Annotated in this window: 11 protein-coding genes; 1 reads left to right on the top strand and 10 read right to left on the bottom strand. The window is 72.3% G+C overall.

The genetic code is table 11. From position 1 onward, the window contains the following. Positions 1–12 precede the first annotated feature (12 nt). The 6 genes from O7601_RS20435 to O7601_RS20410 all read right to left on the bottom strand — a co-directional run bounded on the left by O7601_RS20435 (position 13) and on the right by O7601_RS20410 (position 7,052). The gene (locus tag O7601_RS20435) at positions 13–732 is read right to left on the bottom strand and encodes an ABC transporter ATP-binding protein (RefSeq protein WP_281562697.1); all 720 of its coding nucleotides are present in this window, start codon (positions 730–732) and stop codon (positions 13–15) included. Continuing rightward, positions 732–1,514, bottom strand: a complete 783-nt coding sequence (locus O7601_RS20430) for an ATP-binding cassette domain-containing protein (RefSeq protein WP_281562696.1) — start codon at positions 1,512–1,514, stop codon at positions 732–734. Before O7601_RS20430 ends, O7601_RS20435 begins: the two co-directional genes overlap by 1 nt. 87 nt (positions 1,515–1,601) lie before the next feature. Then, positions 1,602–2,723, bottom strand: a complete 1,122-nt coding sequence (locus tag O7601_RS20425; protein ID WP_281562695.1) for an acyl-CoA dehydrogenase family protein — start codon at positions 2,721–2,723, stop codon at positions 1,602–1,604. Beyond that, the gene (locus tag O7601_RS20420; protein WP_281562694.1) at positions 2,720–3,877 is read right to left on the bottom strand and encodes an acyl-CoA dehydrogenase family protein; all 1,158 of its coding nucleotides are present in this window, start codon (positions 3,875–3,877) and stop codon (positions 2,720–2,722) included. The genes O7601_RS20425 and O7601_RS20420 overlap by 4 nt, the downstream gene beginning before the upstream one ends. Positions 3,878–3,993: 116 nt before the next feature. Then, entirely contained in the window at positions 3,994–4,842 is an 849-nt protein-coding gene (locus O7601_RS20415; RefSeq protein WP_281566985.1) for an alpha/beta hydrolase, read from the bottom strand. A 176-nt stretch (positions 4,843–5,018) separates the two neighbouring features. Beyond that, positions 5,019–7,052, bottom strand: coding sequence for a cellulose binding domain-containing protein (locus tag O7601_RS20410; RefSeq protein ID WP_281562693.1), 2,034 nt, complete (start codon positions 7,050–7,052; stop codon positions 5,019–5,021). 403 nt (positions 7,053–7,455) lie between these two features. Here O7601_RS20410 and O7601_RS20405 point away from each other — a divergent pair, with 403 nt between their 5' ends. Further along, the gene (locus O7601_RS20405) at positions 7,456–8,538 is read left to right on the top strand and encodes a glycoside hydrolase family 19 protein (RefSeq protein ID WP_281562692.1); all 1,083 of its coding nucleotides are present in this window, start codon (positions 7,456–7,458) and stop codon (positions 8,536–8,538) included. Positions 8,539–8,583: 45 nt separating this feature from the next. On the opposite strand, the gene O7601_RS20400 is transcribed toward O7601_RS20405, so the two are convergent. From O7601_RS20400 to O7601_RS20385, 4 genes are all read right to left on the bottom strand, one after another. Further along, the gene (locus tag O7601_RS20400) at positions 8,584–10,212 is read right to left on the bottom strand and encodes an isovaleryl-CoA dehydrogenase (RefSeq protein ID WP_281562691.1); all 1,629 of its coding nucleotides are present in this window, start codon (positions 10,210–10,212) and stop codon (positions 8,584–8,586) included. After that, the gene (locus O7601_RS20395) at positions 10,209–10,808 is read right to left on the bottom strand and encodes a TetR/AcrR family transcriptional regulator (RefSeq protein WP_281562690.1); all 600 of its coding nucleotides are present in this window, start codon (positions 10,806–10,808) and stop codon (positions 10,209–10,211) included. The genes O7601_RS20400 and O7601_RS20395 overlap by 4 nt, the downstream gene beginning before the upstream one ends. Before the next feature lie 142 nt (positions 10,809–10,950). Beyond that, positions 10,951–11,832, bottom strand: a complete 882-nt coding sequence (locus O7601_RS20390; RefSeq protein WP_281562689.1) for a helix-turn-helix domain-containing GNAT family N-acetyltransferase — start codon at positions 11,830–11,832, stop codon at positions 10,951–10,953. A gap of 30 nt (positions 11,833–11,862) precedes the next feature. Then, positions 11,863–12,093, bottom strand: a complete 231-nt coding sequence (locus O7601_RS20385; protein ID WP_281562688.1) for a hypothetical protein — start codon at positions 12,091–12,093, stop codon at positions 11,863–11,865. Positions 12,094–12,310: the final 217 nt, after the last annotated feature.

Here is a 12,310-nt window from a genome sequence, read left to right as displayed (position 1 = left end):
CTCCTTGTCGCTTCAGAATCCGAGGTAGGCGTGGCGCAGGTCGGCGTCGTCGCGCAGCCGGGCGGCCGGGGCGGCCAGGACGACCCGACCGAGCGACATCACGATGCCCTGGTCGGCGACGGCCAGGGCGCTGCGCACGTTCTGCTCGACCAGCAGCACGGTCAGCCCGCTGTCGTCGCGCAGCTGACGCAGCAACGCCATGGTCTGGGCCACCACCCGTGGTGCCAGACCGAGCGACGGCTCATCCAGCAGCAGCAGGCGGGGCCGGCCGACCAGGGCCCGACCGAGGGCCAGCATCTGCCGTTCGCCACCGGAGAGCTGGTGGCCGAGGTGTCGCCGCCGCGCGGCCAGCGGCTCGAACAGCTGATAGACCTCGTCGAGGGCGCGCGCGGCGTCGCTGCGGTCCCGCCGCCACAACGCGCCGAGGCGCAGGTTCTCCTCCACGGTGAGTTCGCCGATCACGCCGCGTCCCTCCGGCACGTGCGCCACGCCGCGCCGCACGAGCTGCTCGACCGGGGTGCCGCGCAGGTCGCGGCCGTCGAGGAGGATCCGACCTGCGGTCGGACGCAGCATGCCCGACAGGGTGCGCAGCAGGGTGGTCTTGCCGGCGCCGTTGGCCCCGATGACGGCGGCGATGGTGCCGCTGGGCACCCGCAGGTCGACCTCGTGCAGCACCGGGATCGGCCCGTAGCCGGCGGCCAGGGCCTCGGCGGCGAGCAGGTCGGCGCCCATTACGCGGCCTCGTCGAGGCTGGCACCGAGGTAGGCGTCCACCACAGCCGGATCCTCGCGGACCGCCTCGGGCGGCCCGCTGGCGACGACCCGCCCGAAGTCGAGCACCACGATCCGGTCACAGACCGCCATGACCAGGTCCATGTGGTGTTCCACCAGCAGCACCGCACAGGGGTCGGTGGCCCGGTGCGGCAGCCCCCGGATCAGCTCCGCGAGGCTGTCCACGTCATCGGCGCCGAGGCCGCCGGCCGGCTCGTCGAGCAGCAGCAGCCGGGGACGGGCGGCCAGCGCGCGGGCGAGCGCGACCCGCTGGCGTACCGCGAACGGCAGGGTGTCCGGCGCGGCGTCGGCGTACTCCGTGATGCCCAGATCGGCCAGGACGGCGCGGGCGTGCTCGCGCAGCCGGCGCTCGTCGCGGTCGCTGCGCGGCAGACCCAGCAGGGCCGGTATCAGCCCGGTCCGGGCGGTGTGGGTGGCCCCGGCCATCACGTTCTCCAGCACGGTGAGCCCGGCGAACAGGCCGGTGCCCTGCAACGTCCGGGCGATGCCCAGCCCGGTCAGCCGGTGCGGCCGTGGTCGAAAGGGCCGGCCGTCGAGGGTGAGCGTGCCGGTGTGCGCGGTGGCGAAGCCGCAGACGACGTTGAACAGTGTGGTCTTACCGGCCCCGTTGGGACCGATCACCCCGACCACCTCGCCCGGCCCGACCGTCAACGAGACGTCGTCGAGGGCGATGAGGCCGCCGAAGCGGACGCCGACCTGGTGCAGTGCGAGACCGTCCGCCATCAGCCCGCTCCTCGCCTCGCCGCCATATTATTACACTCGGAGTGTACGTTTCTCGCGTGTTTCGTCAACACCCTCGATGCCTGGTTGTTACCTGTCGGTACAGCGATTCGTGACGCGGTCGGTGGCGCCCGGCGCGGGCAGGTCGACCAGCCGGGCCAGGGCGGCCCGGTGCCGGTCGGCGGTGCCGAAGGCGATCGCGGCGCTCTTGGCCCGCTTGAGGTAGAGATGGGCCGGGTGTTCCCAGGTGAAGCCCAGGCCACCGTGCAACTGGACGCAGGTCTCCGCCGCCCGGACCGCCACCGGGCCGCAGTACGCCTGGGCCAACGCGGCTGCCAGCGACGCCTCGGAGCCGGCGGCGTTGCCGGCCGCGTACCGGGCCACCGCCCGAGCCTCGGTCAGCTCCACCCAGAGGTCGGCCAGCCGGTGCTTGACCGCCTGGAACGAACCGACCGGTCGGCCGAACTGTCGGCGCTGCCGCACGTAGTCCACCGTCGTGTCCAGACACCACTGCGCCACCCCGACCTGCTCCGAAGCGAGCAGCGCCGCCCCCGTGGTCAGCGCCGCCCGCACCGTCGTGGCGGCCACCTCGCCCGCCGCGACCCGGCGGGCGGGCGCGGCGGTGAACTCGATGTCGACAAGCGGCCGGGTGGCGTCCAGCGACACCACGGGAGTCGTCCGCACCGCCGGATCCGCGGCGTCCACCGCGTACAGCCCGTCGCCGGTCGGGACCAGCAGCAGGCCAGGCGGCGCGGTGTCGGCGACGCCGGCCACCCGGCCGGACAGCGTCGGCCCGGGGCCGGCGGTGACCGCGCCGGGAGCCGCGTCGGGCGCGGTGGCGAGACCGACGGCCAGCGCCACGTCGCTTTCGGCGGCCGCGATCTGGCGCAGCAGCGTGGACTCGCCGCAGGCGAGCAGCGCCCGGGTGGCCACGACGGTGCCCAGGAAGGGCACCGGCGCGACCGCGCGGCCCAGTTCCTCCAGCACCACCGCGACCTCGCGGAACCCGGCTCCGGCGCCACCGTGCTCGGCCGGCACCACCAGGCCGGTCACCCCGGTCTGGTCGACCAGCCGACGCCACAGCGCCGCGTCGTACGGTGCACCGGCGTCGACGGCGGCGAGGGTGCGCTGCCATGGTGCGTGCGTGGCCAGCAGGGCGCGGACGCTGCCGCGCAGCGTCTCCTCGTCGGCGTCGTAGAGCAGGTCGGTCATCGGTCCACCCGGGGCTCGGCGGGCAGCCCGAGCACCCGCTCGGCGATGATGGTGCGCAGGATCTCCGACGTGCCGCCCTCGATGGAGTTGCCCCGGGCGCGCAGGTAGCGATAGGTGGCGGTGCGACCGAGCAGGTCCGGGGCCACCGGCCGACGCATCGTCCAGTCGTCGTGCCGCAGCCCCTCGGCGCCACGCAACTCAACCTCCAGGCCGCTGATCCGCTGACTGAGCTCGGCGAAGGAGAGCTTCACCGCCGAGCCCTCGGGGCCGGGTTGGCCGGCGGCGATCAGCTGGCGCAGCCGCAGCGCGGCCAGCCGGGCGGCCTCGGCGCGTACCCACGCGCGGAGCACCTCCTCGTGCAGGCCACCGGTGCGCAGGTCCGGTCGCTCCCGCCAAAGCCGGGCCAGCACCCCGACCATCCCGCCCTCCCGCGGCAACGGCCGGCCGCCGATGGCGACGCGTTCGTTCATCAGGGTGGTGCGGGCGATCCGCCAACCGTGCCCGACCTCGCCGATCCGATGGGCGTCGGGTATCCGGACCCCGGTCAGGAAGACCTCGTTGAACTCCGCCTCGCCGGTGGCCTGCCGCAGCGGCCGGACCTGCACCCCCGGCGCGGTCATGTCACAGACGAAGTAGGTCAGCCCGTGATGCTTGGGTACGGCCGGGTCGGTGCGGGCCAGCAGGATCGCCCAACGCGCCTCGTGGGCCAGCGACGTCCACACCTTCTGGCCGTCGACCACCCAGCCGTCGCCGTCGGGCACCGCCCGGGTACGCAGGCTCGCCAGGTCGGAGCCGGCATCGGGCTCGCTGAACAGCTGGCACCACACCTCCTCGCCGGTCCACAGCGGTCGCAGCCAGCGCTGGCACTGGGCCTCGCTGGCGTGCCGCAGCAGGGTGGGCGCGGCCATGCCGAGCCCGATGGTGTTACGCCGGGGCTGGTTGTCCGGCGCGCCGGCCTCGGCGAAGGCGTCGTCCACCACCGCCTGAAGGTGCGGCGGTGCGCCCAGGCCACCGCGACCGGGCGGGTGGTGCACCCAGGCCAGTCCGGCGTCGAAGCGGGCGCGCAGGAAGCCGGTGCGGTCACCGCTCGGGTCGTGCGTCCGCAGGAACGCGGCGACCAGCCCGCGCAGCCCGTCGGCCGTGTGGTCGGACACCCGCCACCTCCAATATTATTGCACTGCTAATGCAATATAAGGCCGCCGGTCCAGGGGACGGAAGACCGGCGGCCGGACGGCCGGGGCGGACGCGACGCGACCGCCCCGGGCCAACCTCAGTGCGGGCAGGTGTCGCGGTACTCCTCGATCGCCAGACCGCTCGGCCCCGGGCAGAGGAACTGCTCGTACCGGGTGTCGTCGTCGACGAACCGCTTCAGCCAGGCCACCATCTGCTTGGCGGTGGGAGTGTTCACCGTGTTGGGAAAGAAGTGACCCTCGCCGTTCAGTTCGAGGTACGCCTTCTCGGCCGACGCCGGGATGCTGTTGTAGAACGGCTCGGAGTGCGACGAGACCGAGGCCACGGTGTCGTACTCGCCGCCGACGATCAGCGTCGGCACCCGCAGGTTCGACCAGTTCTTGTCCAGGTTCCACGGCGCCAGCGGCACCGCGGCCTGCAACGACGGCCGGCTCGCCGCGGCCTCCAGGCTGCCGCCGCCACCCATCGAGTGTCCGGCCACGGCCAGCCGGCCGGCGTCGATCCGGCCGCGCACCGAACTACGCTCGGTCAGGTAGTCCAGCGCGGCCAGCAGCTGCCGACCCCGACTGGCCGGTTGATCGAACCGGCTGATGGTGTCGATGCCGATGACCACGAAACCGTGCGAGGCGATCCGCGGGCCCAGCCAGTCCAGGCTCGACCAGGAGGCGGTGTAGCCAGGCGAGATGGCCACCGCGCCAAAGGTGCCCGCAGTGGTGGTGGTCGGGTAGTAGATGACGCCGCCGCCGAAGCCGCCGACAAGCGAGGAGACGCTCGTCGACGAGGTGGCGAAGGGGCCGCGGCTGGCCTCCAGGATCGCGTTTGTCGGCGCCGGACCCCGCTCGTACGGGTTGGCGGCCTGGACCGGGGACGAGGCGGCGACGACGCCACCGGTGGCCACGACGGCGGCCATCGCCAGCCGGGCCAGCATTGAGAGGGAACGGGGACGGGTGGTGGTGGTAGATCGCACGTCGGATACTCCCTTGGGTTGGAGTGGTATCGACTGCGATCAGTCTTTGGGGCGCCCCACCAGCCCCGCATCGGCAAAATCACCAGTCCCGGCGTCGTCGGTGGGGCGCACTGCCGCCACCGACGACGCCGGTGGCCTCACAGGACGTTGCAGAGGGTGCCGTTGAGCCGGAAGGCGGTAGGTGTGACGTTCGGCCCGCTGTACTCTCCGACGAAGCCGGCACTCGTGCCACCTCCGGCGGGTATCCGGCGGTTGTCGTCGGTGCTGGTGGCCCGGACGGCGGTGTCGACCTGCTCCCAGTTCGCACTCCAACCGCTGCCCACCCGCTGCCACGTCGTCGGCCAGGCCCAGGTAAGCGTCCAGCCGTCGATGTCGGTGTCGGCGTTGTTGACGATGTCGACGTTCGCCACGTAGCCGTTGCCCCAGTCCGTGGTGCGGGTGAAGCGGATGCCGCAACTGCTGCTGGCCGGGCCACCGGTGGTGAAGGTCAGCGGCGGCGACGCCCACGAGACCCGGCCCGCGGTGTCCCGGGTCAGCACGTTGACCGTGTACCTGCGCCCGGGGACGAGGTTGTCGACGGTCAGCGAGGTGCCCGAGGTCTCGCCGAACTGCTCACTGACCGCGCCGTGCTGCCGGTACACCTCGTACTTGGCGATCGGGCTCGCGCCCCGGGTCGCCGCCGGCCAGGAGATCGTCGCGGTCCGGTCGGTGACGTCGGTGGCCGTCGGCTGCCCGGGTGCGCCGGGGCGCCCGGTGGCCGGGGCAGCTGACTCCACCACGAGCGTGGTCAGCGAGTACGGCGGCAGCGTCCGACTCGTCGCGCTGCCGGACCGGCTGGTGGTGATGGCGGTGGCGCCGTTGGTGTGGGTGTGCGCCGTCGGCACCCCGCCCGACGGGGCGAAGCCGGCATAGTCGATGGCGACCTCGTGGGCGTTGTCCGGATCCCGGTTCACCAGCAGCACCGCGACCTCGCCGTTGGCCCGGCGCACCGCGTGCGCGGCGACCAGCGGCTCGTCGCTGGCCGCCCGGATGAACTGGTCGCCGGTGCGGGCGAAGCGGCTCATCATGGACAGCCCGTGGTACGCGGCGAAGGGCGTGTTCAACGGCGGCTCGCAGACCGATCCGTCCGAGGTACAGGTGCCGCTGGAGAGCATGCCGAAGTCGCCGTAGTCGGTCTGCCCGGCCACGGTCGACACCTGCCCGATGCCGTTGCGCACGTTCCACCAGTGGACGGTGAACACACCGTTGGCCAGCAGCCCGCTGTACGCGTCGGCGAGGAACAGCGCGGCCGGCTGGCTGGTCATCCCCTGGGAGGTGACGTTCACCTCGGTGAGGCTGATGCCGATGCGACCGGCATCCGGGCCGGCATACCTGGTGATCTGCTCCCGGAGCAGGTGAACCGCGTCGGTGATGTGGCTGGTCCGGGACAGCGACTCGGCGGCGCTGCCGCCCGGGTACCAGTGCACGTCGACGAAGTCGATCTTCTGGCCGGCGATGTCCAGCACGGTCTGGTTCCACGGGCCCGGGTCGTCGCCCGCGGTCAGGCCGTCCGGCCAGTTCGCCGGCATGGTGAGCACCGCGCCGACCTTGATGCTCGGGTCCACGGCCTTCATCGCGTCCGCGTACTCGACCACCAGGTTCGCGTAGTAGGTGGCGCTCTTGTCGGGGTGGTGGTCGGCCTCCCACGCCGACCCGTAGTGCCCGTTGCCGTAGTTCTCGTTGCCGACCGTCCAGTACCGGGCGTCGTAGCCCTTGGTCACGTTGGCGTACCGGACCCACTCGGCCGCTTCCTCCGGGGTGCCGGTGCCGTAGTTGGCGATGATCATCGGCTGGGCGCCGGCCCGCCGCACGCCGGCCATGAAGGTGTCGAAGTCGGTGCCGGGGGCGACGTAGCCGCCGGGGGCGGTGTGGTCCCGCCAGTGGTAGATGTCGGCGTAGGAGCCACCGGGATAGCGCATCATCTGCACACCGGCCGCCCGCAGCAGGTCCGAGGTCTCGGTGGTGCCGAGCTGCGAGTCCCAGATGGCGTGGTTGACGCCGAGAGCGGTGCCGGGCACGGTGGCCAGCCCGGCCCGCGCGTTCACTGTCACTTCCACCGGCGCGGTCGCCGCGACGGCGCTGGGCTGGTCGATGCCGACGAGTGCGGCGCTGCCGAGCAGCAGACCCAGCACGACAAGGGCATGCCCGCGTCGGGCTGATCGCCTGGGTTTGGCCAGGGGTCGAACGCCGTGCCTGTCCGAGATCTTCATGATCTTCCTTCGTTGGTCACGCGGAGGTCCGCCGGCCCCGAGCCCGACGTGCCGGGCTCGGGACCCGCGAAACAGAGACGAATCCCCTCTTCGGCCGTCGTCCCCCCGGAACCAGTGGTGGCTCCGGCTGCCCATCGGGTGACGGCCATTCACACGCGCGACAACGCATCGGCGTCCAAGAATCCCACAGCAACCGGCCCGGCTCAACGCCCGGTTCACTGCTCGGAATTATTAGTAAGGTTTATGAACAGTTGGTGTTACCATCATGTCCGTCGATGAGCGTTCCGCCCTTCGACGTCCCCTCCCTTCGGAAAGGAGTGATCGCATGTCGAGATGGCGCGCCCTGGCCGCGTTCGCGGCACTGACGCTCACCGGCGCGCTGCTGGCGGTCATCCCGTCGACCGCCGCCTCCGCCGCAGCCTGTGCCGCCGGGTGGCGGTCCACCGCGGTCTACACCTCAGGCATGCAGGTGTCCCACAACGGCCGCAACTACCAGGCGAAGTGGTGGACCCAGAACGAGGCGCCGCCCGGCACCACCGGTGTCTGGCAGGACCTCGGCGCCTGCGGCGGCAGCACCCCGCCGCCCACGGGCGGCACCTGCAACCATCCGAACTGGACCGCCGGCACCTGGTACCCGGCCGGCAGCATCGTGCGGTACACCAACGGCCAGTACTACATCGCCGAGCACGACAATCCCGGCTACGACCCGATCATCAGCACCTGGTACTGGGACCCGTACACCTGCTCGGGTACGCCGCCCACCAGCAGCCCGCCGCCGACCAACCCGGGCGCCTTCGTGGTCAGCGAGGCCCAGTTCAACCAGATGTTCCCGGGCCGAAACCCCTTCTACACGTACTCCGGCCTGATCAACGCGCTCAGCGCCTACTCCGCGTTCGCGCGTACCGGCGGTGCCACGGTGCAGCGCCAGGAGGCGGCGGCCTTCCTGGCGAACGTGTACCACGAGACCGGCGGCCTGGTGCACATCGTGGAGCAGAACACCGCCAACTACCCGCACTACTGCGACAGCGGCCAGCCGTACGGCTGCCCGGCCGGCCAGGCCGCGTACTACGGTCGGGGGCCGATCCAGCTGAGCTGGAACTTCAACTACAACGCGGCGGGCAACGCCCTCGGGCTGCCGCTGCTGACCAACCCGTGGCTGGTGCAGAACGACGCCGCCGTGGCCTGGAAGACCGCCATCTGGTACTGGATGACGCAGAACGGGCCCGGCACGATGACCGCGCACACCGCGATGGTCACCGGGGCCGGCTTCGGGCAGACCATCCGCAGCATCAACGGCTCGATCGAGTGCAACGGCGGCAACCCCGCCCAGGTGCAGAGTCGGGTCACCCGGTACCAGCAGTTCGTGGGCATCCTCGGGGTGCCCGCCGGAGCGAACCTCTACTGCTGATCCTCGGCTCCGGCGTCGCCGCCCACCGCGGCGGCGCCGGACCGGTCAGCCCACCTTCGGGGTGGCCCGGTCGATGATCGCGGCGAAATCGACGCCGGCCGGCAATGTGCCGTACGCATGCCCCCAGTCACCGCCGAGCCGGGAAGCGCAGAACGCGTCGGCCACCGCCGGGTGACCGTGGCGCACCAACAGCGCCCCCTGCAACACCAGCGCCAACTGTTCGACCACCCGACGGGCGCGTACCTCCAGATCGGCCGGATCGGCCAGGGCGGCCCGGACCTGGCGGACCGCGGCGTCGAGCCGGGCGTCGGCGCCCGTGGCGGCGTCCACCTCCGACTGGAACGCCGCCATCACCTCGGGCTGGCCGGTCAGCGCCCGCAGCACGTCCAGCGCGGCGACGTTCCCGGAGCCCTCCCAGATGGAGTTGAGCGGCGACTCGCGGAACAGCCGCGGCATCCCGGACTCCTCCACATAGCCGTTGCCGCCCAGACACTCCAGGGCCTCCGCGGCGTGTCCGGGCCACCGCTTGCACACCCAGTACTTGCCCACCGCGAGGGCGATCCGCTTGAACGCCGTCTCGGCCGCGTCGCCCCGCGCGGACCGGTCGGTCGCCCCGGCGAGGCGCATCATCAGCACGGTGGCGGCCTCGGACTCCACCGCCAGGTCGGCCAGGACGTTGCGCATCAGGGGCTGGTCCACGAGGTAGCGGCCGAAGGCCCGGCGGTGGGCGGCGTGATGGGCGGCGGTGACGACACCGTGCCGCATGCCGGACGCCGCACCGATCACGCAGTCCAGCCGGGTCAGGTTGACCATGTCGATGATGGTGCGCACGCCCCGGCCCTCGTCGCCGACCCGCCAGGCCACCGCCTCGTCGTACTCCACCTCGGCGGAGGCGTTCGAGCGGTTGCCCAGCTTGTCCTTCAGCCGCATCAGCCGCATCGGGTTCCGGGTGCCGTCGGGAAGCACCCGCGGGACCAGGAAGCAGGTGAGCCCGCCCGGCGCCTGGGCGAGGGTGAGGAAGAGGTCGCACATCGGTGCCGAGGTGAACCACTTGTGCCCGACCAGCCGGTAGCTGCCCTCGGCCGTCGGACGTGCCGTGGTGGTGTTCGCCCGCACGTCCGACCCGCCCTGCTTCTCGGTCATCGACATGCCCGCCAGCAGCCCCTGCTTGCCCTGCGGTGCCCGCAGCCCGAAGTCGTAACCGCGGGCGGTGAGCAGCGGTTCGTAGCGGGCGGCCAGGTCGGGAGCGTGCCGCAACGCGGGCACCGCCGCGTACGTCATCGAGATCGGGCAGCCGTGCCCGGCGTCGGGCCGCCAGACGTGGAACTTCGCGGCCCGGGCCACGTGCGCGCCGGGCCGCTCGTCGCCCCAGGGCGCGGCGTGCAGGCCGTGCGCCACGGCGGTACGCATCAACTCGTGCCAGGAGGGGTGGAACTCCACCTCGTCGACGCGGTTCCCATAGCGGTCGTGGGTACGCAGCACCGGCGGATGTTCGTTGGCCAGCCGGCCGTGCTCGATCGCCTGCTCGGTGCCGGCCAGCCGGCCGAGTTCGTGTACTTCAGCCGTGGCCCAGGCGGCCTCCTCCCGAGCCAGCGCGTCGAGCAGGGCGGGCTCGTCCGCCGTGTCGTGGCCGACCAGCGGCGGCACCTGGTTGAACACCTCGTGTGTGCTCACGACGGGACTCCCAACGCGCGGTGGATGAAGGTGATCAGGCCGCCGATGGTGTCCGGGCCGGCGACACCGGCGGCCAGCGGGCCCACCATCGCCTCGGCCAGCGCGCCGACCACGGCGGTGGAGGTCAGTTCGGGATTCTGCGCCGGCAGTTCACCGCCGGCCACGCCGTCGGCGATGTAGCCGGCCAGCAGCGCCGCGTGGGCGCGCCGGAACGCCAGCCGCTGCTCCTCCACCGCCGGGTCGACCGGCTCGGCGAGCAGGGCGTACGCCAGCCGTGGCGACCGTAGGGCCCGGCCGGCGAAGGTCTCGATGACCGCGCGGACCCGCGCCGCGGCCGTACGCTCGGCCGCGGCGGCCCGGGTGACGGCGTCGATCTCGCGCTGGCTGGCGGTGCGGAACACCTCGGCGAAGAGGTCGGCCTTGGCCGGAAAGTGGCGGTACACGCTGCCGGTCGCCAGCCCGGCCCGCGCGGCGACGGCGGCGACCGAGCAGCCGGAATAACCGTGTTCGGCCAGGATGCCGGTCGCGGCGGCCACGATGCGTTCCCGCGAAGCGGTCAGCCGCGCCTGCACCCGCTCCGTGCTCCGGTAGACCACCAAAGGATTGAACCATCATTCATTTCTTGCCGGCAAGCACCCGCCCCGGGTCGGATGGCTGGCGAGCAGTGCCGCGTGCTCGCGGATGGTGAACCGCGGTTACGGACCGCCGAACTTGAGCGGGTGCGTGCCAGCGCGCGTCTCAGCGCAGCGGCTTGGCGAACCAGTGGTGGGCGTACGGGTTGTCGTTGTAGCGCGGGATCTCCTGGTAGCCCTGGGCGCGGTAGAGCCGCATCGCCTCGGTCAGGGTGCGGTTCGTGTCGAGGCGGATGCTGGCGGCGCCGGCCGCCACGGCATGCCGCTCCAGCTCACCAAGCAGGCGACGCCCGACGCCGAGCCCGCGCACCGAGGCCGACACCCAGAGGCGCTTGATCTCGGCGGGCTCACCCGGGGACAGCCGTAGCCCACCGCAGCCCACCGCCTCGGTCGAGATGGTGGCGATCAGGAACAGCCCGTCCGGAGGCACGTACTCCTGCTCGTCGGTGCCGCCCTGACCCAGCTCGAAGCCGGCGTCGAACCGGGTAGCGAGTTCCCGCGCGTACGCCCGCAGGCAGGCGCGGGCCCGCGGCTCGCCGGGATGGCAGGGTTCGATGGTGACCAGCGACGCCATCAACAGGCGCTCGACCTCGGCCATGGCGCAGGTGAGCCGGGTGCGTTGGCCGTCGCTGAGCGGCGCGAGGACCGACCAGGCCAGCTCGTCGGACCTGCCGTCCAGCAGGTGCCACTCGGCGCGCCCGGCGTCGGTGAGGCGAACGGCCCGCACCCGACCATCCCCCTCAGCTGGCCCCACCACGACGAGGCCCGCGCCCTCCAGCGTCCGTAGCAACCGGCTGAGGTAGCCGGCGTCGAGATCCAGCCGGGTCCGCAGGGCCGCGACCTCGGCACCGTCGGGGCCGACCTCCCAGAGCAGCCGCGACTGCGCCAGGGGCCGGTCCCGAGCGAGATAGCTGTCGTCAAGCGCGCCGACGCGCTGGGTCACTGTGCGGTTGAAGCGCCGCACCACGTCCACAAGTACACGATCCACGATTGCTGACTTTAGTCAGCTATTGCGGGGTCAACAGTCGCCGGGGCACTCCGGGTGCGACGAACGGCGCAAAGTCCGCCCGGCCAGGGCCACCAGCCGTAGCAGGACCCGCAGCGCGACGGCGGCGGCGCCCAGTGCCATCGCCGCGACGACCGCGCCGGTCGCCGACGCAGACCAGTCCCGTTGCGGGGCCAGCAGGGGCACCAGGAGCGCGCCAACCGGCAGGAGGAACCCGACGGCCTCGACCGGATCGAGGGCCAATCCCGGTCGCCCGCAGCCCACTTGTCGACGTCTTGCGGTAGCCATACAGAATCGCGTATGTTAACGATAACATCGATGGGCTTGGCGCAGCCGCCACCGCAGCAAGCGCGCCGGGTCCGGTCGTTGCGCGCCGCGCGCCGCGCATCGACCTCATCGCACCGCTACTCGCCGCCCCGGTCGGCCACCACCAACAGGTCGGGCGGCACTCCCCCATGCC

The organism is Verrucosispora sp. WMMD573, assembly GCF_027497175.1.
Taxonomy (GTDB): domain Bacteria; phylum Actinomycetota; class Actinomycetes; order Mycobacteriales; family Micromonosporaceae; genus Micromonospora.
This window is presented reverse-complemented; position numbering and strand designations above follow the sequence as displayed.

Excerpts from the sequence above, each read along its gene's own strand:
- O7601_RS20435 (WP_281562697.1), bottom strand. The coding sequence starts at position 732 with ATGGGCGCCGACCTGCTCGCCGCCGAGGCCCTGGCCGCCGGCTACGGG.
- O7601_RS20430 (WP_281562696.1), bottom strand. The coding sequence starts at position 1,514 with ATGGCGGACGGTCTCGCACTGCACCAGGTCGGCGTCCGCTTCGGCGGC.
- O7601_RS20425 (WP_281562695.1), bottom strand. The coding sequence starts at position 2,723 with ATGACCGACCTGCTCTACGACGCCGACGAGGAGACGCTGCGCGGCAGC.
- O7601_RS20415 (WP_281566985.1), bottom strand. The coding sequence starts at position 4,842 with ATGCTGGCCCGGCTGGCGATGGCCGCCGTCGTGGCCACCGGTGGCGTC.
- O7601_RS20405 (WP_281562692.1), top strand. The coding sequence starts at position 7,456 with ATGTCGAGATGGCGCGCCCTGGCCGCGTTCGCGGCACTGACGCTCACC.